Below are 20,325 nucleotides of genomic sequence, written 5' to 3'. Positions count from 1 at the left end.
CCATTCCCTCATCTCAGACATCCCTTTACTATATGAACAATAATCAATATATTGTGTGTAAATACCATTATACTATACTACATATTGATTAAAAGTGTGCTCTAGGCCGATTTCAGCCAAATAATCCCGTTTACATCCCCGCATTCGTCCTCTAGCTTGTCCGCTCGCCGATTTGAACGCTATCTTATGAAAAAACGGCATTAGGGCCATACTACTCCTATCTATCGCTTTTTTGCCAGAAAGGGGCTGCACACCACTTGTTGTCATCTACAAACCGCCCGACCGACAGCTCGGATTCCTCCGTTCACTTACGCAAGCTGCATCCGCTTGTGGATTTGCAATGCGACCGTTCGTGGTTCGAGGAGCTGCAAAGCCGAATCGCCAAAAACGGCGCTTGGGACGATTGGACAATGTACCAGTTGACGATGGAGGCCGAACAAGCGAAGCGGGTCGAAAGCTTCGAACAGCTGCAATGCATGCGGACGCTCCCCGCTTTGGAGCCGATGCCCCATCAGCTCAGCACCGCACGCAAAGTACTGCACGAGATGGGCGGAAGAGCCATACTCGCCGATGAAGTCGGACTTGGCAAAACGATTGAAGCCGGTCTGGTGCTGAAAGAATATATCGTTCGCGGACTTGTCCGCAAAGTGCTCATTCTCGTCCCCGCCTCTCTCGTGCTCCAATGGGTGCGCGAGTTGAATCAAAAATTCGGCATCGCCGCCGTCGCGCAAAAAAAAGAATACCACTGGCAAAGCGACATCGTCGTCGCTTCCATCGATACGGCCAAACGCGACCCGCACAGGGAGATCGTGCTGGGTCACGACTACGACATGATCATTATCGACGAAGCGCATAAGCTGAAAAACAAAAAGACGACCAACTATCAATTCGTTATCCAGCTGCGCAAAAAATATTGCCTGCTGCTCACCGCGACGCCGATGCAGAACGATCTCGACGAGCTCTACAACCTGATTACGCTGCTAAAGCCGGGACAACTGGGCGGGCAGAGCGATTTCGCGTCCAAATTCGTCGTCGACAAGCGGCTGCCCAAAAACGAAGACCAGCTGCAGGATGCGCTGTCTACCGTGATGATCCGCAACCGCCGTGGCGACGGAGGCATCGCCTTCACAAAGCGGCATGTCAAAAATATTCCACTCACGCTGTCGCCTGAAGAAAAGGCGCTTTACGACGCGGTTACCGGTTTTGTCAAAGAGCGTTATGACGAAAGCGGCGGCGATCTTAGCAGCATGCTGTCGCTCGTTACTTTACAACGGGAAGTATGCAGCAGCCGTGACGCCGTATTCGTAACGCTCGTCAATTTGTTTAAGAAAACGGCCGAGGACTCTCCCGTCCGCGCGAAAATATGGGAGCTGGTCGAATTCATTCGCAATATTCAAGCCAATACGAAAGCGGAGAAAACGATAGAGCTGGTCCGGCAGATGAACGAGAAGGTGATCATTTTCACCGAGTACCGGGCGACGCAGGAATATTTACTGCAATATTTTCGCGCCAACAACCTGGTCGCGGTCCCCTATCGAGGCGGCATGAACCGCGGCAAGAAAGATTGGATGATGGATTTGTTCCGCGGCCGCGCTCAAGTGCTGATCGCGACGGAAGCGGGCGGCGAAGGCATCAACTTGCAATTTTGCCACCATATGATCAATTTCGATTTGCCGTGGAATCCGATGCGGGTCGAGCAGCGGATCGGCCGCGTCCATCGGCTCGGGCAAACGGAAGACGTCCACATTTACAACCTATGTACAATGGGCACAATCGAGGAGCATATCGTCAATTTGCTGCATGAGAAAATCAACCTGTTCGAACTCGTCATCGGCGAGCTTGATTTAATTTTGGAAAAACTCGAGAAGGAAGGCTCGCTGGAGCAGCAGCTTGCTCGCGTTCTGCTGCAATCCGGCGGAAGCGGAGTCGATCTGGCCGCCCAAATGCAAGATCTTGGCTCCTCTTTAGCTAAGCTGCGAAACGAAGCTGCAGACGAAACAAATGAAAGCCAAGCGGGTGAAAAACCGGCTACGATCTTATCGCAAATGACGGCACTGGGACGGAAGGTGGAAATAAAGCGTGAATGAGAAACAGGTTCATAAATTCGTGCATCGCTATTTGGAGGCGGCCGATTGTGCCATTTTGGAAAAATCGCCGGCTCATATTACAGTCAAGCTATCGCCTGCCGCCGACCGGGAACTAACGAACCGCCCATACTATTGGGGCTTTGTTGACCGGACCGGCGCCCCGCCTGAAACGATGACCTACCTATTCGTAACCGACAAGCAAAAATACGACGAAGCTGAAAGCCCGAAGCCTGGATCAGGCGCTCCTTCACCTCAGGAGGCAGCCGCTGACGCCGCGCTCAGCCGAACATACGGCATTTTGCAAGGCAACTTAAACACCAGTCAAACACGGATGCCCCGCGAGGATTTGCATTTCGGCTCCCGTAAGCTGGAGCAGCTGTTTCAAGCGGCAAAAACGATCGGCAGCTTCGTTAATATGTTCCAAGAACCGGATAAACGGAATACAACGCCTTTTCATTCGACCCCTTATACGGCATGGCTGGGCGTAAACGTAAAGGTTGAATTCGCAAGCGACCGTAAAAGAGAGGAAATTCACAGCTTCGGAATTTCATTAGCAACCGGTTTTTGCACGGAGCATTTTCATGACCGGCTGCTGTCGCTCAAGCTGACGCCGCGGCTCCCCGCTAACGTCCATATAACGAGAAACGGCATCAGCCATGCCAAGGCGCTCAGCATTATGGAACAGACGCTAGAGAAAAAGCTGAGAGCTTACGACTATGGATGGGCGACCGATGCCGCCGCGAGACTTGATGAAGAACTGGAGCGTATCCATTCCTACTACGAGCCGCAGCTCAAGCATGCCGTGGACGAGGCAGCCAAGGCAGCGATCGAGGATCAATACCGGCAGCGCCAGCAGGAAACGAGATGGCAGTATGAGCCTCGGGTGCGCGCATCCGCCATTAATTGCGGCATCTTTCATTTGGCAGGCATCGAATAGAGCCAATCAGACGCGGTTCGAACCGATCCGTCAAAATTAGTGCGGTACGAATTGTAGCAAGCGCGACATAAACCAACAGCTTTTCCGGGCTTGTCCGGCTACAATGTAGGCATGGCGCCGTCCCTGCGGCGCTATCCGCTCCATCATACGGCGAAAGGATGATTCCAATGAACGCGAACGCAAAGCGACTGCTGCTATCGGCAGCTTTATTAATGTTAACCCCTCTGCTTGCGGCTGCGGGCAACGCATCCGGAGCTCACGCGGACAAGCTCACCGCTGCTCATGTTTCTGTTTCCTCTTCAGACCGTCAGACAGAGCTTGCCGTACATGCCTCAGGCTGGATCGCCGAAATTGCGAAGCAGCCCGGATTTAAAGCATGGCGAGGAGCGCAGCCGGAAATAACGGCGTTAGGTCCGGGCACACACAGCTGGCTCGTTTTGGTGAAGCAGCCGACAGGCGCAGTTATCGGTTATATCGTCGTGCAAGCCGTGCAAGAAGGCGGCGGTTACGCAATCGAAGAATATGGTTTGGGCCAATACTTGTACGACGAAGCTACACGTAAACGAGGAGTGGCGCAAGCGACGAACGGCACAGAGGAGACATCTGAGTCGGTTGGTTCCCCTTTGTACCTGCATCCGTTGCTAGCTGTATGGAAAAACAAGCCGGCGAAAGGCTCCATTCTTCTAACCGACGCCATGAGCGGTGAATCGCTGCCTCTGACCGAAAACCAATGGTTGAAATTATACAAAAAAGAAGAGCAGCGCTCGGCTGCCCTTCTGTCTGTTGTACCTCCCGCGGCAAAGCTCGCCCGCGCTGTATCCAACTCTTCCTTTGATCCGTACGGCCTTCTTCCGTGGCTAACCAACGCCGTTCCGCTGTCTGCCGATTCCAATGGAAAAGCTATCGTTCGAGCGTTGGAGGAAAAACGGCAAATTCGTTATACGTCGGAACGTTTCGACGATAAAATGCGATACGTATGGTCCGTTACCGGTTTCCATCGCTGGGAAAACAATGTCGTGTACGCCGCGCTGGAAAGCGACGATTCCGAGACGGGAAAACGTTTCGTTCCGCTCGCGCTGCTTACGGAATTCGGCGCTTTTTACGACTGATTTTCTTCCCGTTTGCTGCGCCGCCAAATGAGCAGGCTCATTGCGCCTACGCCGAACCAGCGGGTCAGCCAATGCTCGCGCTGGGCTTTCGCCGATGCTCTGGCCTGCTTACGCTCGGCTCTAGGCGTCTCCATATATTGGACCACTTGAACCGTCATATATTTGATCAGGTCGTTGCCGCTTGCCATGCCGAACCCCTCCCTTGTGATTGATTGCTTTCAGTTTGCCCGCGCTGCGTTATTCTTAAACATGAATGAGTTCTCCTTCAAAAAGCCACGATAACGATGAGGCGTTACGGTTAAAACCGGCCAAGCTTGATCGTACAGAGGAGGATCTCATTTTGATAACCACTAGATGGCTGTCTGTTTCGTTATTATTGGCGATGCTGCAATTGTTTAACGGAATGCCCGCCTACTCCGCCGCTCCCGCTCCCGACGAGTTGGCCCATACGCCGGAAGGAGACGGATGGGCCGTACCGTCGGCTACCGTTCTAATCGACGCCGGACACGGCGGAATCGACGGCGGCGCTTCAGTCGGAGATACGCTTGAGAAGGACATCAATTTGGCGATTGCGCAAAAGCTTTACTTGCTTCTGAACAGCCAAGGCATCCCTTCCGTACTTAACCGGACCGGCGATTATGCGCTTAGCGACGAGAACAGCTGGCATTTGAGCCGCTCTCGACATCGCCGGGATTTATCGCAGCGCAGGCAATTGACAGATGAAATCGATACGCAGCTGCTCGTCAGCCTGCATGTGAATTCGACGAAAAATCGCTCCAAAAAAGGCCCGCTCGTTCTGCATCAGGAGAACGGCGAAAGCGCCCTGCTTGCGTTCTGTATTCAGGACGCGCTGAACCGGCAGCAGGATACGGGCTTTTATCCGAAAGAAGGCAAGCCGTTTTATTTGCTGCGCCGAGTCGACCAACCTTCTGTCATCGTCGAGATGGGCTTCATCAGCAATGAGGAGGACCGGACGATGTTGACCGATCCGCGACGCCAGCTGCAAATTGCATCGGCGATCGCCTCAGGGATTCGGCAGTATAAATGGATCGCCAATTAATGGCGCCAGCAATCCCGGCAGCTTCGTGAACGTTATATGCGCATCCGATTCCATGGACGGTATCGATTGGGACAGCACGGCGGCAAGCTTTTTCCCTGCCGGACCTACATGGCCGATAACGATGCAGCTGTCATGAGACTCAAGATGCTTTCGGGCGAGGCCGATTTGTTTGGAAATATGCGATTCCGTATATAAGTCATCCAGAAAAACGTCGTTGGAGACGAGCGGAACGCCTACCTCCTTCGTCATCTTCGGCACAACCGTCTTGAATGTTGTCCGGCTGTCTAGAAAAAATAGTCCGCGTTCCTTGCAGACGGTCAGCACAATTCGCATAATGCGCTCGTCCGCCGTTATTTTCGATCCCATATGATTGTTCATGCCAATTGCATAAGGCACATTGTCGATCGCTTCCTCGACCCGCTTGCGAATTTCTTCGTCGCTAAGATCGGCTGTAATAGCTCCTGGACCAAGCCAGCTTTTTGCTCCTTTGTTCGGCTCCATCGGCATATGGACAATAACGTCGTGACCGAGACGATGCGCTTCTTCTGCGTCTTTTTGCGTTTTCGGCATGAAAGGCATGACCGCGACCGTAATTTTAACTGGCAGCTTCAACATTTCCTGCGTTCCCGGATTGCCGTTGCCGAAATCGTCGATGACGATAGCCATTTGCTTTCCCGGCTCGGAGACGGGCTCAGCCGCAACAGCGAATCGAACGCCGCCTGCCGGAATCGACGCGCAAACCGTCAGCATCCCAAGCAAAAATAATGCTTTGCCTGCATTTCTCAAAAACAGCACCCCCAACTAAATCGAACATGTCTATTCATTGTTTGTCCATCCAAGGGAAAATATGCTGAATTTTGCAACTTTGTTTTCTAAGCTTGACTTGTCTTCAGCTGCCGTGCTACGATAAGGATCGTGATTGACATGCGGTCGTGGCGGAATTGGCAGACGCGCTAGATTCAGGTTCTAGTGGTGTAACAGCCGTGGAGGTTCGAGTCCTCTCGACCGCACCATCTCGTTAACAATAGGTTTCTGATCGCTTTATTGCGGTTCAGAGCCTTTTTTGTTTTCCTACAACAAAGTATCCCTCCTGTTTTATAGACCCGAGAGAACTGGGTCTATAAACAGGAGGGATTTTCTTCTTATTTCCAACGCATGAGCTGCTCCATACTTTGTTGTATTATGAAGCCGGTTTAAGCTTCCGATTGTTATTTATCGGTTACGCTCAGTGTTAGTTCCGCTAATGCAGAACGGCGACTCATGGATAATGAAATAATAGCTGGAATGAGTGCAAGCGCAACGCCAATTCCGCCAATCCAACCGGCTGCCGTAAGCGAGAGGCCCTCCACAACGACGCCGCCGATTACAGCTCCTACAGCCATGCCCAGCTGGACGATAGAATTGTTCAAGCTTAAAATGATCCCCGAAGCTTGCGGAGCCATGCCCATTAAATAACCCATTTGAACCGGCCCGCTCAACCAAGCGGAAAAGGACCATAGCATAAGCAACGGTAAAACCACCATGGACGAATGGGCGAACGCCGCCAGTAAAAATAAGATCCCGGAGTGAAGGAGCAATGCTCCAATCATCGTGCGGGGAATTCCCCATTTATCTGCACCATAGCCGCCCACTTGGGAGCCAATGAGACTGGCCAGCCCAAATGCAAACAACCCGATGCTGACCATCCGCTCGCTCATCCCCGTAACATCCAGAAGAAACGGCGTAATATAGGTATATAGAATCGTATATCCCAAGATCCAGAAGAAGCTGATGGAAAGCCCGACAGTGATTCGAGGACTTTTCAACAGGGCAAGCTGTTCGCGAATAGGCACGGGAGCCTCTCCTTCCGATTTCGGAATCGACAGCAGAATAACCAGCATCGCAATCAAGGTGAGCAATCCAATACCCGTAAAGATGATTTTCCAATCATGCGCGCCTGCGATGATCCGTCCAAGCGGGACCCCTAGAATAAGCGAGAGGTTGAAGCCCAAGAGAACCGTAGCGATAGCGCCGCCCTGCTTTCCAGGATTAGCAATTTTGGCCGCAACAGTTAGGGCGACGACCATAAATACCCCTGTACCGATCGCCAAAATAACTCTTGCTCCTAACAGCATGCCATAGCCGGTCGTTATGACCGTGATCAGGTTCCCTATAAAAAATAGTGCTAAAGCCGACAGCATCAGCTTTCTTCGATCAACTTTTGCCGTGAGTGCGATCAGAATTGGGGTGCCGATCGCATAGGCGAGCGAATATACCGTAATCAGCTGTCCGGCCGCCGCTATCGACACATTGATATCGCTGGCAAGCATATCCAAAATGCCTGAAATTACGAATTCCGAAGTTCCGACTAAAAAACTGACAATGGCCAGGATATAAATTTTCCAAGAATTTCTCATTTGTTTCTCTCCTTTTTATTTCTACATTTCTAAATCTATTGAACTCTTATTTAAAAAAATATGGCATTCTCCGCCGTCATTACTCGGTTCAATCATGCTTTCGTTCCAAGCGCTCACACCGATCTCAGCTTTTAACTTTCAGCTTTAAGCGTTAAGACCAGATGCCTGACGGGCGAGCTCCTTACGGACAATCGGCGCAACTTTTGTGCCAAGAAGCTCAATTGTCCGCAGCAAGTCGCGATGCGGCAGCGAGCTGAAATCGACATACATCATAAATCGAGTCAAGCCAAGATTTTTATTCAGCAGTACGATCTTCTCTGCTACATATTCTGGATCTCCGACATAAAGAGCACCGTCGAGGCTGCGAGCTGCATCATACGTGTCACGCGTATAAGGAGACCAGCCCCGTTCCCGTCCAATGTGATTCATTTGGGCAGCCATAACCGGGTAATACCTTTCAGCTGCCTCTTCTGTCGTATCCGAAATGAAGCCATGCGAGTGCGTAGCAATTTGCAGCTTATTCGGATCGTGACCAGCTCGCACGGCGGCTTCCTTATAAAGCTCCACCAAAGGCGCGAATCTTTGCGGCATCCCTCCGAGGATAGAGAAAACAATCGGAAGTCCCAGCAAACCGGCTCGAACAGCCGATTCCGGGCTGCCGCCCGAACCGATCCAGACAGGCAGCGGCTCCTGTTGTGCACGAGGATAAATGCCCATGTTGTCAATTGCGGGACGATGACCGCCGTTCCAGGTTACCTTTTCGGAAGCGCGGATCTTCAACAGCAATTCCAGTTTTTCATCAAACAACTCCTCGTAATCATTCAGGTTATAACCGAATAACGGGAAGGATTCGATGAATGAACCCCGTCCGGCCATAATCTCGGATCGACCGTTGGACAGGCCGTCCAGCGTTGCAAAGTTCTGATAAACCCGTACTGGATCATCCGAAGAGAGCACCGTCACTGCGCTTGAGAGCCGAATCCGTTTCGTTACAGCTGTTCCGGCGGCCAGAATAACGGCCGGCGACGAGCTGGTATAGTCGATTCGATGATGCTCGCCTATGGCATAGACATCAAGGCCGACTTGATCTGCCAATTGGATCTCTTCTATCGATTGGCGCAGTCTCTCGGCATGCGATACACCGCCTTTTTCGGGATTTGCATGGAGGAATGTGCTAATGCCAATTTCCATCGTTTTCGCTTGCTCGCTCATGAGATTCTCTCCTTTTTAAATATAGAATTCCACAGTTCTAAATATATAGAACTGATGGTTAAAAAAATTACGCCAGCAAAAAGGGCGCAAATTTTTCAGCTAATTCTCGATTGACGCTATAGTGAATAAAAGATCCATTTTTGCGAAAATCAACTAAACCAGAGTCCGTCAGTTGCTTCAAGTGATGCGATAGCGTGGAGCCTGCAACCGTTTCAAGCCTTTCGCCGATAGCAGAGAAACATAAGTTGCTCTCGTTCGCGACCAGTAAAGCAATTTTCAGCCGGGTGGGTTCTCCCAAAGCTTTAAACACTTTAACCGCTTGCCCCATATCCTGCTGATATTCTGTCATTGTTATAAACCTCCCCGCCCTTCTTCAGTTCTATAACTGTCGAAGTCCATATTATCACCAAGCCGGTCAAAAGTAAAGAGGGTTCATCGCTGTTCTGTTTAGACGGCTTATAACGGTTGGCGTCGTATTGTAAAATGCCCGCAAATGAGTAAGTTAATCATTTGCGAGCATTTCGATTTAGCGTATGCATACGATTCGAGCTGAACCTCTACTTCTTGCTACGGGACCACACGATAACCGGAATTAACAGCAAGGACAAGAAGCCTCCGTATAAGGATAATGATGAGTAGCTGGAGTGAGCGACAACCATCCCCGACAGCGCTCCGCCTGCCGCGCCGGATAAAGCGATCCACACGTCGACAGCACCCTGCGTCTTCGCGCGGATGGCCGGCGGCGCAGCGTCAACAATTGTTGCGGTGCCGCTAATGAAGCCAAGATTCCAGCCAAGCCCGAGCAGGGCGAGCGCGGCGACAAGCAGCACCATCGAATCGCCCGGCGCATAGGCGGCTAACAAGCCGGCCATGAGCAAAATCACGCCGGCGGCGTAAGACATCCTTTTACGACCGTATCGATCGACAAGCACGCCGGTAATGAGCGAAGGAAGATACATCGCTGCCACATGAATGCCGATGACGATTCCAACCTGCCCAAGGCTATGGCCGTGATGCTTCATATGAACCGGCGTCATCGTCATAATCGCAACCATTACAATTTGCGTCAGCACCATTACCGTCGCCCCGACGATAATTCCCCGTTTATTCACAAGTGATTCGGTGCCGCCCGCTTCCTTCTTGCCGCTTCCGCTCTCTAATTCGCTTTGCGCTTCCGCAATCGCTTTAGCTATGACAAAAGGATCCGGCCGGAGGAAAAATAAAGCGACCAACCCGGCGATCAAATACGCTGCTGCTGCAAGCATAAACGGCCCCGCTAGTGATGGAACGCCTATAGCAGCAGCGGCTCGACCCGTTGCTTGGACAAGATTCGGACCGGCAACCGCGCCGAAGGTGGTAAATACCATGGCAGTGCTGATCGCCTTCGCCCGTTGCGTCGGCAGCGCCAAATCCGTACCCGCATATCGCGCTTGTAAGTTCGTAGCCGTTCCAGCGCCGTAGATAAACAACGAAATAAACAGCAGCGGCAAATGATGCCATGCCGCGGCTAGAACGACGCCAACCGCGCCGACGCCGCCTCCTATGAAACCGGCGGCCAGTCCGGTTCGACGTCCGAAACGCTGCGAGAGGCGGCCCACTAAAAACGCAGCCGCAGCTGAGCCTAATGTGAACAACGCGGTCGGAATACCGGCGTAGCTGTCCGTTCCGAGCATCTCTTGCGCAAGCAGAGCGCCGACGGTAATACCGGCAGCCAAGCCCGCCCCTCCGAACATTTGCGAAACAATGACAATGATCATCGTTCTTTTATACAATTGACGCTGTTTTTCGTGTGATTGAACATAGCTATGAATCCGGTTTTTCTCTTGTTCTTGCTGTCTATTATGCCCATTCATGATAGGAGAGCCCCTTTATTTTTCGTTTAACGGCAGCGTTTCGCGCAAACGCCAAACGCTGATTGCGCCTGCCAGCAGCGTTGGTATCCTTAGTGTTATATCTATATTATTGGACATTAATGCTTTTGCGCCTGATATTCCTGCCATTCGTATCCCCCTTCTTCCAAACGGTACGACATAAGCCTTCTTGTCACAATCTTTTCAACCGCCGGTGCGGCGTATACGCAATAAGGCCCGTGGCAAATTATAAACAGAACCTCTTCGTATCGTCAATCCTAACACGGACTTTCACTCCTTCTGCAAATTGTAAAATGAAGACATAAAATGAGCGCCCCCTGCTCATAATAGATTCCGAATGCACAAGATTGGAGGGGAACAGGGTGGCAAAACCGGATAACCGGGAAGACAATGCGGTTCATCTGCAAGCGCATATCGAGAATACGCAAGAAAACTTGCAGGAGGCTCGAGACTATTTATCGGAGCATGAAGACGAGATTAGCCAATCCGACAAACAGTCGATCGAAGCGAAGAACGAGCGGCGCGAATCGAGCATTGAAGAGTTTTCTTCTGAGCTGCAGGACGAGACGCAGCAATAACGTTTTACAAGCGCCGCCTTTGGCCGGCTTCATCCAGCGATAAGCTGACATGCACAAAAAAATCCCCGCCGTTTCCAATATCGGCGGGGATTTTGTCGTACGGCCTTAGTAAGTTCCGATAGAGATACCCGAAGTGGAGGCATACTGCGAAGAAAGCACGACTTTATAATCGCCGAGCGGCTGGCTTGTTGCAATCGGAAACCACCCGCCGGTTGTTGAGCTTGGAGCGATTGCTGCCGTTGCGCTGCCAACGTATACATCACCGGAGCTTGTAATCCGATACAGCGTCATAAGCATTGTCGTGCTGGCTGTCGGATGGGGATTGGAAAAAGCGCCGCCGACCCGAATATTGCCGGACAAATTCGTTTGCGTGTAGGTCGCGCTGAACGATTGCGCCGTTACATTAACGGTCGACTGAGCGGATGCTCCCGAACCGTTCTTAGCCACCACCTTAATCGAATAAGTATGACCGTAATAAGCGCCGACCGAGAAAGTGGTGCCGGACGTGCTGCCGAGCAGCGACCCGTCCCGGTATACGTCATAGCTAACCGCATTGCTGGCGGTCCAGCTAAGCTCGATCGAAGTTGGCGTCGTCGTGTAGGAGATAACTGGGGCCGTTGGACAGCCAAGCGTCACAATCGATGCGGTCGAGCTGCCGTAGCTCGAGGATACCAGGAACGAGTACGGCGTGCACGGCGTCAAGCCCGTTACGTCCAGAACGTTATACCCTGCGCGGGAGTCCAAATAGACGCCGTTTTTGTAAATTTGCACAAAGCTCTCCCCCGGCTGGAACGTCCAGGTCAACCGGAGTGAAGTGTCCGTCACGTTAGTTGCTACGGCGTTCTGCGCTGCGTGCGCTGTTAGAACAGGAATCAAGGATACGACCAACACCAAACTTAAAAACGCTTTCATAAAACGGTTTTTCATTTCATCATACACCTGCCTTTACGTTATTTTTTCCCGGTTCGCCCGGCTTTCTGCCCAATGCCGCTTTACGGGACCGCTCTTTGGGCAAATCCCTCGACCACCCTCTTTTTTCTATAAAATGTAATTTCAAAATCAAATTACCATCTCCATCACTGCTCCGCAACGCGGCTTGCCCAATTCCATAAAATACAACATGTTTTCCGTTGAAGAACACATCCGCAGACGGATAACGCAAAAAAACGAGCCGCCCTCAAATCGCTTCGGACGCTCGTTTTTCATTCCTACATTTTATTTATGGCCGGTTTGCCAAATCGGTCGTAACCCGATCCAGCGTAATCGCGGCCAGTTTATTCTCCATCGCCTGCTGTGCTTCGTTAAAAACGCTTTCGAGCGACGCTTGGATATTCCGGCCGACGGAACATTCGGGATTCGGCTTCTCATGGATCGCGAACAAATCCTCCTGCCCCTCGGACTGCACCGCACGGTATATATCCAGCAGCGTAATTTGCTCGACCGGACGGGCAAGCACTGCTCCGGCAACTCCTGCGCTTGTATGCACAAGCCCCGCTTTGTTCAACATGCCGATAATTCTGCGGATGACGACCGAATTCGTATTGACGCTGCCGGCAATGTATTCGGACGTAATGCGGGTTCCTTTATTCAACTCCAGCAAAGACATAATATGCACGGCAACGGCAAATCGGTTGCTGTTCATCTAGCGTCCACCTCCCGGGCCGAACGACCGTTCCTGACGTTCTATCATGTGACGATTATAGTTACAAGCAGCAGGAATGTCAATGAGCCGAAAACCTCATTACAAAATTTATGCTTGACTATATCCACATAAAGATGATATTATATTTTTTGTTGACACAACACATGCGGTCGTGGCGGAATTGGCAGACGCGCTAGATTCAGGTTCTAGTGGTGTAACAGCCGTGGAGGTTCGAGTCCTCTCGACCGCACCATCTTACAAATGAACAAGCTCTTGAATTGTCCTAGGACAGTTCAGGAGCTTTTTTTGTTATGTTTGAAAATGACACGTTAAAAGTGATTGCCCGCCATCTTCAAAAGACGATTGGACAAGTTGCATTACACTGGCATTTAAACCGCAATACCATCATCATTCCAAAGTCTTCGAACCGTGCTCGAATCAAGGAAAATAAAGATATATTTATCTTTTTGGCGCTGCAGCCATTCCACGTTTTTACTGGCTGAGTGACCTTACCTCACGAAGCGAGAAATGACCCAATTTCTTCGAGGCTTGTTTTTGTTGTTCTTTAGTAAGTAAACGGAAAGGAACCTTTTCCGTCTCTGGGTTTACAAAGACAACGTCTCCTTCCACGTTCAAGTAATAGTACGCCATTTCCTTTGTGACAAGCTTTTGCTGCTCAGGCGTTAACGCTCCAAACGTATAATCGTGCTCGTTCAAATCAGCGAAGCTGTTTTCATTATAATCGGGGTAATCAGGAGCAGGTATGTTGTTTAACACAGTCCCTTTAATATCCGGCGTGTTTTTTGCTGCCCATACAGCTATGGAACAGCCGACAGCTCCAATGACAATAAGGATTGCTGCCGACATCATCACAGAACGCTTTTTCAGCTTCCTTACGTTCAGCATCATCGATAATCTCCTTTTTAATTGCTTTCCATCGGCGGACAATGAAGCGCAAAAGTTGACAGGCAATTCCTTTGAGCCGATCATAACATTGAGAATCGTTTCGCCGTATCTTTTCCGTTCGGCATACGACATTTCCTTCACAACTTCTTCATCGCAAGAAAACTCACTCCACATATGAATATCTCTGCGTAACAGATGAACGAAGGGGTTAAACCAATGCAAGGCGCTGGCAAGCAAAACGAGCATTTTTACCCATAGATCCTTCCGCTTCAGATGTACAAGCTCATGTTGAATAATCATGCTTAATCCCTCGTCGACTCGACTACCCAAAGGAAGCAAAATAGTTGGCTTCAGCAATCCGACGAGAACGGGGCTCCTGACAATAGAGTTAAATGCAAGCTGTACGTTTTCACGAATCCCAAGCTCCCTTTTTTGCAGAGCGAGTTGTTTAACCGCAGTACTGTCCTCGGGGGCAGGCACATTTGTACTTTGAATTCTCTTAATGAACCTCCTGTAACAAAAGATATGCCAACCGCCTAAGGACAAAACCCCAATCCCCCATACGCACAAAATGACCAATGTCATCTCAGCAGAGATCGATAGCCCCGAAAACAAACTTGCTAAGCCTTGAACCGATTCTTCTTGGGTGAACGCAGATGCTATTTCGGGTAGAGAAGCGTTTAATCTTGGTTTTGAAGTAAAATGTCCCATATGCATATTTATAAGAAAGGACACAGGTAATAGATAAGAACATAAGGCCAATTTGCTCATGATGAAGTGCCATCTTGCGGAGAAAATATGAGGTGAGAGGAGCCGTAGCAAAAGTATACAGATTACGACCGTACTGCCCGCAACTGTAAGCGTGATAAGCAGTTCCAGATATGGTCTCATAGGCCGCCCCTATTTCTCAGAGAACCATTGCTTTAATTCTGCAATGTCTTCCTCTGAAAGCTTGTCGCCGTCATACAACGCGGAAATCAAATTTTTTACGGAACCCTGGTATAGTCCGTTCAACACATTTTGCGTTTCCCACAGTTTGTAGTCTGCAGGCGAAAAACAAGGAACATAAGAATTAGTCCGACCGTGTCGCGTCGCGATTAAAGCTTCCTTTTCAACTAAGCGTGATAAAAAAGTAGAGATCGTTTGTGCCTTCCACTCCCTACCCTTGCGAGCGAAAATACCCAATAGCTCCGTTGACGTCACGGGTGGCTCAGACTTCCATATCACTTCCATGAGTTCCAATTCTGTATCAGATAATTTTTGAACAGGTTTCACGGTGTACACCTCACTGTTGATTGCTATGCGTCCATAACAACCTAATCACTACATAATGTAGTAATTAAATACTACTACATCATGTAGTGATTGTAAATAGTTCCCTTAAAAAGAAACTAAAAGAAACCCGATTCCTACCACAACTTCGATCAAATAAAGGAATCGGACTTTAACAGCGATCGGAAGAACCCTCTGCCACGCAGCATTGCCACGCACTAGGAGTCATTTTTTAGGCCGGATTTACAAGTTTGCTTCCACCTATTTCATCGAACGCTCCATCGTAAACTTGAACCGGTCGCCGCGAACGATTCCTTTGGAATACTCGATGGGCTGATCTTTCTCGTTGAAGGTCAGCGATTCCAGCGAAAAAGCGGGCGATCCAGGAGCAGTCTCAAGCCTGTCGCTGATCGTTGCCTCAATAAGGACCGGTTCGATAGACTCCACTGTGCGATGGATGTTCACTTCGTACTTGGTGCGCAACAGATCGAACAGAGAGCCCGAACAATCATCGTTTGCAAGACCCGGGGCTATCCGCCAAGGCAAATAGGAAGTGACGTATTGCAAAGGCTCGGAATCTGCAAAGCGCAGACGGACCAGCTTGACGACCGGGTCCTTCGCCTCAAGATGCAGCGTTTCAGCCAATGCCTCATCAGCCGGAATGACAACAAGCTCCAATACTTCCGAATGCGAGCTTAACCCGAGGTCCCTCATTTGCTCCATAAAGGTTCGTATTTCCCTCGTCAGCGATTCTCGAATTTTAGGTTTGGCAACAAACGTCCCCTTCCCTTGCACACGCTGGATATGCCCTTCAACTTCAAGCTGCTGCAGCGCCTGTCTAATGGTGGTGCGCGAAACCTCATGCTCCTGACAAAGCTCCGATTCGGTCGGCAGCTTGTCGCCCACCGCATAGACGCCCGATTTAATGAGAGCAAGCAATTTTTCTTTTACGATTATATATAAAGCCGCTCCTTGCTTCCCTTCCATTGTTACACGCCTTCCCCTCGTTTATGAATTCCAATCCCTCTATAAAGGTCATGACAAATTTAAATGGTATTTGGATTGTTCCTTTTTATTTTAAACCGAAAGAACGGATAATGACAACTGCAACTATAAAATTATAGATCAAACTTAAAATCAATACTTGACGAAAAAGGTGAGTAAAGCGAAGGGTCAGAGGGATTCTGGAGAAGCGATAGTGTTTGCTTTTAAAGCCAGATTCCTACCGCATATCTCTATAAAATAAAGGAATCAGGCTTTAATGGCGATCGGAAGAACCCTCTGACCCGCAGCGCTTTCCCTCACTTAAAGTCCAGCACTGATTCCGGTTTTGAGCCGAGATTATTCAATTTAGAGGGTCTTTCCCCCGACGTTTATGTAAAAATGCAAAGAGAGGATTGACAGGGACTTGTAGTGATAATACAATAAATTTGTAGTAACAACTTAGAATAATAATTAAAACCACAAGCTTATTACTACAATTCACCTTCGACCGTACGGAGCGATGGACTTGCTTACAATTTTGCAAACAAGGTGGGAAGTGCCGAATGAACGTAAAAGGAATCGGAATCAGCTTGAACGCCGATATGGTGAACGGCGATCTGACCGCTTTAGAGACGCATTTGAGATATATTGCGGATGCAGGGTGCGATTATGCCGAACTGATTATGCACGGCCTTGATGTCGTCATCGACGGAAATGTGCATCCAAGGCGGCTGGAGGCGGTTCTTCAAGTATTGCGTCAATTTAAGCTCAGCTATACGCTGCATCTTCCATATGAAATGAATTTGATGTCTTTGGAAAAAGGCGAGGATTACTATCGCGGTTTTAAAGCCGGAATTGAGCTCGCCGCAGCTGTAGGCATCGATACAATTGTATATCACAGCTCCTACGCCGTACTGACCGAAACCAATCTTGACCATTATTTCGCTAAATACGGAAAAATGAGCCGGGACCGGCTGTTCGCCATCCTGCTCGGGGAAGACGCCGACCGATTGCGGCAGCTTGGACATCTGGCTGGACAATCCGGCATCCAAATCGGAATCGAGAACAACATCTGGTACGATATTAAAACCGATTATACGTACGGGCTTCATCCAAGGGATACCGTAGAGCATGTCAGACGAATCGGCATGAATAATGTAGGGATGACTTTAGATATCGGACACTGTTATTTGACTTCTATAGCCTACAACTATCCGTTCAAGGATGCGATTCTCGCTGCTCTCCCTTATGCGAAGCACCTTCATGTACACGACAATTTCGGAAAGCTGAAAGATGCCGGCAGCTATATGAGCAATTTACCGTACGGATACGGCGATTTGCATCTTCCGGTAGGCTGGGGCTCGATACCGTATGACGAAGTATTCGAGTGGATTGCGGACTACAAGGGGATTGTAAATATGGAAATCGAATTCCGGCTTTATCCTCATTTTAAAGAGTCCACTGTCGATATGAAAAAGCGATTGTCCCGATAGACGAGTCCAACCAGGTTAAAAAACCGTTTGCCGTCCGGAGCCGCCGGCCTACACCTTACTAAAGGAGAGTGAACGATGGAACGATACGATGTGCTCATTTGCGGCCCTATCTTTACAGATTTGATCTTTACAGACGTTTCGCGCATGCCGTCGCCGGGCGAGGAAGTATTCAGCCAAGGCTTTGATATCGCATGCGGAGGCAGCGCCTATATTACAGCCGTTTCCTTGGCGCGGCTAGGAATCAAGGCGGGCGTACTGGCTCCGCTCGGAGACGATATTTTCGGCGGCTTCGCGAAAGAGCAGCTGCACCGGGAAGGTTTGACTACTTCGCTTATTTATCCGGCGGGAGAATCGTTCCGCCAAGTTTCCGCCGCTGTCAATTGTGCGGGAGACCGGGCGTTCATTACCTACCAGGACCCGCTAGAGAATAACGGCTATATCGCCCATGTCCTGGAAGTGCTTGACCGCGTCGAAACGGAAATGTTGATCGTCAACGCGCGGCCCGAGTTCGCCTCCGTTATTCGAAAGGCCCATGACAAAGGAATGACCCTCGTGCTGGATCTCGGCTGGGACGATGAATGGATTTACAGCGAGGAGCTGAAGGAGCTGCTTCGCATGGGAGATTGGTTTACCCCTAATCTTCCGGAAGCGCTCGCCATTTCGGGCAAGGACCAGCCGGAAGAAGCGCTTCAGATGTTGAGCGGTTTAGTCACGACGCCGATCATCAAGCTCGGAAAAGACGGCGCAATGTACAAAGCGGATGACGGAATCCGCTATGTGCCCGGCGCTCCGATAGACAATCCCGTCGACACGACCGGGGCGGGCGATAACTTTTTGGGAGGACTGCTTGCGGGGATCCTTAAAGGCTGGTCGCTCACCGATGCTATCCGGCTCGGCAACTATTGCGGCGCTCAGTCCGTGCAAGGCATAGGCGGAAACGCGAACTCGCCTGCCTGGGAGCAGGTCGAATCCGAATTTCAACTGAACAATCATCATAAGACCTTGGGGAGGAAACAATAATGAAACTAGCTATACTAGGCGGCGCGGGAATGCGTACAGCCCTACTTGTAAACGGATTGATCCGGCATTCCGAGGAGCTTCACTTCGACGAGGTAGCTCTGTTTGATAACGACGAGCAGCGTTTGAGCATTATGGGCGGTTTGTCCAAGTATGTCGCAGAAACGAAAGGCGCGGCGTTCAAGGTCACGTTTACGACTGATATCCGTGAGGCGGTTAGAGGCGCCGACTTCATTTTCTCAGCGGTGCGCGTCGGACAGGAAGAAAGCCGGGTTCACGATGAACGCGTCGCCTTGAAGCACGGCGTACTGGGACAAGAAACGACCGGTCCCGGAGGATTCGCAATGGCGCTGCGCACGATCCCGGTTATGCTCGAATACACGAAAATTATTAACGAAGTTGCGCCTAATGCATGGCTGCTCAACTTCAGCAATCCGTCCGGCTTGCTGGCGCAAGCCATGAACAATTACGGCCACTGCAAAGTAATCGGCATATGCGACGCTCATGCGGGAATGAAAAACGCGCTCAGCAAATTTTTGCAGGTGCATCATTCGCGGCTGCAGGTTGATTATTACGGCCTGAATCATTTGGGCTGGATACCAAAGGTATACTTGGACGGCGTCGATCAAATGCCGGCATTGCTGGACCGTTTCGAGGAGCTCGCGAAGTCGGCTCATGTGTTCAGCTTCTTCGAGCCCGAATTGATCCGCAACATCGGGATGCTCCCGAACGAGTATTTATATTACTTCTACTACCACGATCAATCGGTTAATCATATTTTGAAAACGAATGAGACGCGGGGCGAGCAGATCGTACAGCTGAATCGTCCGCTTCTGGAGCGTATTGCTCCGCTCGTCCGCGAAGGAAAGCTTGCGGAAGCATGGAAGGATTATAACGAAACGCTCGATAAGCGCTCCAGCACGTATATGTCGAAGGAAACATCCGGACAGCTGCACAACATTCATGAAAACGAAGCTCCGGCTCACAGCCAATTCGAAGAAGAAGGCTACGAAGGACTTGCCATCAATGTCATTAAAGGCATTCATTTAAATAAGCAGCAGGTGCTTACGCTGAATGTGCCGAACCGAGGCACCATTCATGGTCTTAAGGATGATGATGTGGTTGAAGTGCCTTGCCTCGTTAATCAGAACGGACCTACCCCGTTGACAGTAGGCGAAGTATCCGATTTGGCTATGTCTCTGATTCAACCGATCAAAACGTACGAGCGCCTGACGGTCGAAGCTGCCGTAAAAGGAGATTATCAGGCGGCGCTGAACGCGCTCACCGTGCACCCGATGGTGCCGTCCTTCACAGTTGCCAAATCGATTCTCGACGAATACTTGCAAGTGCATAAGCCTTATTTGCCGCAATTTCAATAAAATAATGAAAAACGGGAAAGAAGCCTCGATGATGGCATCATCGAGGCTTCTTTCCCGTTTCATAGTTATATCGTGTACGTACAATGTGCGATTATTGCCGATCAGACCTCGAAGGCGCTTCGCTCGCTTGACGCCAGCTCATAGCGGTAGCTTCTGCTCAGCTTGATGACGCGGCGGCTCGCTTTGCGCAGGACGACCGTTTCGTCGTCCCATGCCACGACGATGCCAATAACGTCGTTCGCCTCCATCCCGTCGCGGACGGCCCTTACTAGCTCCCCGCTCAGCCGATATTGATCCAATTCTTCTTCGCTAATCATAGGCTTGTCCTCCCTTCTGTTTATCACTTCAGCTTTTCCCGTATGTCGAAAAAAACCTCAACAGC

General features: G+C 50.2%; 22 protein-coding genes and 2 tRNA genes. 11 read left to right on the top strand and 13 right to left on the bottom strand.

Annotation, left to right across the window (positions count from 1 at the left end; genetic code table 11):
- The first annotated feature begins 260 nt into the window (after positions 1–260).
- From ACFVTB_RS17645 to ACFVTB_RS17635, 3 genes are all read left to right on the top strand, one after another.
- Positions 261–2,087, top strand: coding sequence for a DEAD/DEAH box helicase (locus tag ACFVTB_RS17645; protein ID WP_387752054.1), 1,827 nt, complete (start codon positions 261–263; stop codon positions 2,085–2,087).
- Positions 2,080–3,024, top strand: a complete 945-nt coding sequence (locus tag ACFVTB_RS17640) for a YqhG family protein (protein WP_387751762.1) — start codon at positions 2,080–2,082, stop codon at positions 3,022–3,024. The genes ACFVTB_RS17645 and ACFVTB_RS17640 overlap by 8 nt, the downstream gene beginning before the upstream one ends.
- Positions 3,025–3,191: 167 nt before the next feature.
- Positions 3,192–4,133 carry a hypothetical protein gene (locus ACFVTB_RS17635; protein ID WP_387751760.1) on the top strand — a complete coding sequence of 314 codons (942 nt, stop codon included), beginning with the start codon at positions 3,192–3,194 and terminating at the stop codon, positions 4,131–4,133.
- Here the strand turns inward: ACFVTB_RS17635 and ACFVTB_RS17630 are convergent.
- Positions 4,124–4,321, bottom strand: coding sequence for a YqzE family protein (locus ACFVTB_RS17630; protein ID WP_387751757.1), 198 nt, complete (start codon positions 4,319–4,321; stop codon positions 4,124–4,126). The genes ACFVTB_RS17635 and ACFVTB_RS17630 overlap by 10 nt on opposite strands.
- Before the next feature lie 194 nt (positions 4,322–4,515).
- Here ACFVTB_RS17630 and ACFVTB_RS17625 point away from each other — a divergent pair, with 194 nt between their 5' ends.
- Positions 4,516–5,193 carry an N-acetylmuramoyl-L-alanine amidase family protein gene (locus ACFVTB_RS17625; RefSeq protein ID WP_387752051.1) on the top strand — a complete coding sequence of 226 codons (678 nt, stop codon included), beginning with the start codon at positions 4,516–4,518 and terminating at the stop codon, positions 5,191–5,193.
- Here ACFVTB_RS17625 and ACFVTB_RS17620 read toward each other — a convergent pair.
- Positions 5,158–5,943 carry a divergent polysaccharide deacetylase family protein gene (locus ACFVTB_RS17620; protein WP_387752049.1) on the bottom strand — a complete coding sequence of 262 codons (786 nt, stop codon included), beginning with the start codon at positions 5,941–5,943 and terminating at the stop codon, positions 5,158–5,160. The two genes, ACFVTB_RS17625 and ACFVTB_RS17620, sit on opposite strands and share 36 nt — an antisense overlap.
- A gap of 176 nt (positions 5,944–6,119) precedes the next feature.
- Between ACFVTB_RS17620 and ACFVTB_RS17615 the strand changes: the two genes are divergently transcribed.
- Positions 6,120–6,206, top strand: a tRNA-Leu gene (locus ACFVTB_RS17615).
- Between the two features lie 195 nt (positions 6,207–6,401).
- Here ACFVTB_RS17615 and ACFVTB_RS17610 read toward each other — a convergent pair.
- The 5 genes from ACFVTB_RS17610 to ACFVTB_RS17590 form a co-directional block, all read right to left on the bottom strand.
- The gene (locus ACFVTB_RS17610) at positions 6,402–7,589 is read right to left on the bottom strand and encodes an MFS transporter (RefSeq protein ID WP_387751754.1); all 1,188 of its coding nucleotides are present in this window, start codon (positions 7,587–7,589) and stop codon (positions 6,402–6,404) included.
- A gap of 144 nt (positions 7,590–7,733) precedes the next feature.
- Positions 7,734–8,801 carry an LLM class flavin-dependent oxidoreductase gene (locus tag ACFVTB_RS17605; protein ID WP_387751751.1) on the bottom strand — a complete coding sequence of 356 codons (1,068 nt, stop codon included), beginning with the start codon at positions 8,799–8,801 and terminating at the stop codon, positions 7,734–7,736.
- Positions 8,802–8,868: 67 nt separating this feature from the next.
- Positions 8,869–9,150 (bottom strand): ArsR/SmtB family transcription factor, encoded by a 282-nt coding sequence (locus ACFVTB_RS17600; protein WP_387751748.1) that lies wholly within the window; start codon positions 9,148–9,150, stop codon positions 8,869–8,871.
- Between the two features lie 208 nt (positions 9,151–9,358).
- Complete coding sequence (locus tag ACFVTB_RS17595) at positions 9,359–10,654, bottom strand: MFS transporter (RefSeq protein WP_387751745.1); 1,296 nt, start codon at positions 10,652–10,654, stop codon at positions 9,359–9,361.
- Between the two features lie 15 nt (positions 10,655–10,669).
- Positions 10,670–10,801, bottom strand: coding sequence for a hypothetical protein (locus ACFVTB_RS17590; protein WP_387751742.1), 132 nt, complete (start codon positions 10,799–10,801; stop codon positions 10,670–10,672).
- Positions 10,802–11,034: 233 nt separating this feature from the next.
- Between ACFVTB_RS17590 and tlp the strand changes: the two genes are divergently transcribed.
- Positions 11,035–11,250, top strand: coding sequence for a small acid-soluble spore protein Tlp (gene tlp, locus ACFVTB_RS17585; protein WP_387751739.1), 216 nt, complete (start codon positions 11,035–11,037; stop codon positions 11,248–11,250).
- Between the two features lie 105 nt (positions 11,251–11,355).
- On the opposite strand, the gene ACFVTB_RS17580 is transcribed toward tlp, so the two are convergent.
- Together ACFVTB_RS17580 and ACFVTB_RS17575 are read right to left on the bottom strand one after the other, a co-directional pair.
- Positions 11,356–12,177, bottom strand: coding sequence for a hypothetical protein (locus tag ACFVTB_RS17580; protein WP_387751736.1), 822 nt, complete (start codon positions 12,175–12,177; stop codon positions 11,356–11,358).
- A gap of 292 nt (positions 12,178–12,469) precedes the next feature.
- Complete coding sequence (locus ACFVTB_RS17575; RefSeq protein WP_387751733.1) at positions 12,470–12,892, bottom strand: Rrf2 family transcriptional regulator; 423 nt, start codon at positions 12,890–12,892, stop codon at positions 12,470–12,472.
- 166 nt (positions 12,893–13,058) lie between these two features.
- Between ACFVTB_RS17575 and ACFVTB_RS17570 the strand changes: the two genes are divergently transcribed.
- Both ACFVTB_RS17570 and ACFVTB_RS17565 read left to right on the top strand, forming a co-directional pair.
- Positions 13,059–13,145 (top strand) — tRNA-Leu (locus ACFVTB_RS17570).
- A gap of 58 nt (positions 13,146–13,203) precedes the next feature.
- Positions 13,204–13,395 carry an aldo/keto reductase gene (locus ACFVTB_RS17565; RefSeq protein WP_387751730.1) on the top strand — a complete coding sequence of 64 codons (192 nt, stop codon included), beginning with the start codon at positions 13,204–13,206 and terminating at the stop codon, positions 13,393–13,395.
- Here the strand turns inward: ACFVTB_RS17565 and ACFVTB_RS17560 are convergent.
- The 3 genes from ACFVTB_RS17560 to ACFVTB_RS17550 form a co-directional block, all read right to left on the bottom strand.
- Positions 13,385–14,689: a M56 family metallopeptidase gene (locus ACFVTB_RS17560; RefSeq protein WP_387751727.1), complete on the bottom strand. Its 1,305-nt coding sequence runs from the start codon at positions 14,687–14,689 to the stop codon at positions 13,385–13,387. The genes ACFVTB_RS17565 and ACFVTB_RS17560 overlap by 11 nt on opposite strands.
- Positions 14,690–14,698: 9 nt before the next feature.
- The gene (locus tag ACFVTB_RS17555; RefSeq protein WP_387751724.1) at positions 14,699–15,073 is read right to left on the bottom strand and encodes a BlaI/MecI/CopY family transcriptional regulator; all 375 of its coding nucleotides are present in this window, start codon (positions 15,071–15,073) and stop codon (positions 14,699–14,701) included.
- 258 nt (positions 15,074–15,331) lie between these two features.
- On the bottom strand, positions 15,332–16,057 hold the full coding sequence (locus ACFVTB_RS17550; protein ID WP_387751722.1) for a GntR family transcriptional regulator: 726 nt from the start codon (positions 16,055–16,057) through the stop codon (positions 15,332–15,334).
- Positions 16,058–16,617: 560 nt separating this feature from the next.
- Here ACFVTB_RS17550 and ACFVTB_RS17545 point away from each other — a divergent pair.
- The 3 genes from ACFVTB_RS17545 (at position 16,618) to ACFVTB_RS17535 (ending at position 19,943) form a co-directional block, all read left to right on the top strand.
- The gene (locus tag ACFVTB_RS17545; protein ID WP_387751719.1) at positions 16,618–17,547 is read left to right on the top strand and encodes a sugar phosphate isomerase/epimerase family protein; all 930 of its coding nucleotides are present in this window, start codon (positions 16,618–16,620) and stop codon (positions 17,545–17,547) included.
- A 75-nt stretch (positions 17,548–17,622) separates the two neighbouring features.
- On the top strand, positions 17,623–18,567 hold the full coding sequence (locus ACFVTB_RS17540) for a carbohydrate kinase family protein (protein ID WP_387751717.1): 945 nt from the start codon (positions 17,623–17,625) through the stop codon (positions 18,565–18,567).
- On the top strand, positions 18,567–19,943 hold the full coding sequence (locus ACFVTB_RS17535) for a family 4 glycosyl hydrolase (protein ID WP_387751714.1): 1,377 nt from the start codon (positions 18,567–18,569) through the stop codon (positions 19,941–19,943). The genes ACFVTB_RS17540 and ACFVTB_RS17535 overlap by 1 nt, the downstream gene beginning before the upstream one ends.
- 101 nt (positions 19,944–20,044) lie before the next feature.
- Here the strand turns inward: ACFVTB_RS17535 and ACFVTB_RS17530 are convergent, their stop codons facing one another.
- The gene (locus tag ACFVTB_RS17530) at positions 20,045–20,260 is read right to left on the bottom strand and encodes a hypothetical protein (RefSeq protein ID WP_387751711.1); all 216 of its coding nucleotides are present in this window, start codon (positions 20,258–20,260) and stop codon (positions 20,045–20,047) included.
- Positions 20,261–20,325: the final 65 nt, after the last annotated feature.

The sequence above is a fragment of the Paenibacillus sp. NPDC058071 genome (assembly GCF_042885235.1).
GTDB lineage: Bacteria > Bacillota > Bacilli > Paenibacillales > Paenibacillaceae > Pristimantibacillus.
The sequence above is the reverse complement of the archived record's forward strand: the minus strand, read 5'-3'. Positions and strand labels throughout refer to the sequence as shown.

Bases quoted from the DNA above. Each gene is read 5' to 3' on its own strand.
- ACFVTB_RS17635 (WP_387751760.1), top strand. From the start codon at position 3,192: ATGAACGCGAACGCAAAGCGACTGCTGCTATCGGCAGCTTTATTAATG.
- ACFVTB_RS17630 (WP_387751757.1), bottom strand. From the start codon at position 4,321: ATGGCAAGCGGCAACGACCTGATCAAATATATGACGGTTCAAGTGGTC.
- ACFVTB_RS17625 (WP_387752051.1), top strand. From the start codon at position 4,516: ATGCTGCAATTGTTTAACGGAATGCCCGCCTACTCCGCCGCTCCCGCT.
- ACFVTB_RS17620 (WP_387752049.1), bottom strand. From the start codon at position 5,943: ATGCTGACGGTTTGCGCGTCGATTCCGGCAGGCGGCGTTCGATTCGCT.
- ACFVTB_RS17610 (WP_387751754.1), bottom strand. From the start codon at position 7,589: ATGAGAAATTCTTGGAAAATTTATATCCTGGCCATTGTCAGTTTTTTA.
- ACFVTB_RS17605 (WP_387751751.1), bottom strand. From the start codon at position 8,801: ATGAGCGAGCAAGCGAAAACGATGGAAATTGGCATTAGCACATTCCTC.
- ACFVTB_RS17600 (WP_387751748.1), bottom strand. From the start codon at position 9,150: ATGACAGAATATCAGCAGGATATGGGGCAAGCGGTTAAAGTGTTTAAA.
- ACFVTB_RS17595 (WP_387751745.1), bottom strand. From the start codon at position 10,654: ATGAATGGGCATAATAGACAGCAAGAACAAGAGAAAAACCGGATTCAT.
- ACFVTB_RS17590 (WP_387751742.1), bottom strand. From the start codon at position 10,801: ATGGCAGGAATATCAGGCGCAAAAGCATTAATGTCCAATAATATAGAT.
- ACFVTB_RS17580 (WP_387751736.1), bottom strand. From the start codon at position 12,177: ATGAAAAACCGTTTTATGAAAGCGTTTTTAAGTTTGGTGTTGGTCGTA.
- ACFVTB_RS17575 (WP_387751733.1), bottom strand. From the start codon at position 12,892: ATGAACAGCAACCGATTTGCCGTTGCCGTGCATATTATGTCTTTGCTG.
- ACFVTB_RS17565 (WP_387751730.1), top strand. From the start codon at position 13,204: ATGTTTGAAAATGACACGTTAAAAGTGATTGCCCGCCATCTTCAAAAG.
- ACFVTB_RS17560 (WP_387751727.1), bottom strand. From the start codon at position 14,689: ATGAGACCATATCTGGAACTGCTTATCACGCTTACAGTTGCGGGCAGT.
- ACFVTB_RS17550 (WP_387751722.1), bottom strand. From the start codon at position 16,057: ATGGAAGGGAAGCAAGGAGCGGCTTTATATATAATCGTAAAAGAAAAA.
- ACFVTB_RS17545 (WP_387751719.1), top strand. From the start codon at position 16,618: ATGAACGTAAAAGGAATCGGAATCAGCTTGAACGCCGATATGGTGAAC.
- ACFVTB_RS17540 (WP_387751717.1), top strand. From the start codon at position 17,623: ATGGAACGATACGATGTGCTCATTTGCGGCCCTATCTTTACAGATTTG.
- ACFVTB_RS17535 (WP_387751714.1), top strand. From the start codon at position 18,567: ATGAAACTAGCTATACTAGGCGGCGCGGGAATGCGTACAGCCCTACTT.
- ACFVTB_RS17530 (WP_387751711.1), bottom strand. From the start codon at position 20,260: ATGATTAGCGAAGAAGAATTGGATCAATATCGGCTGAGCGGGGAGCTA.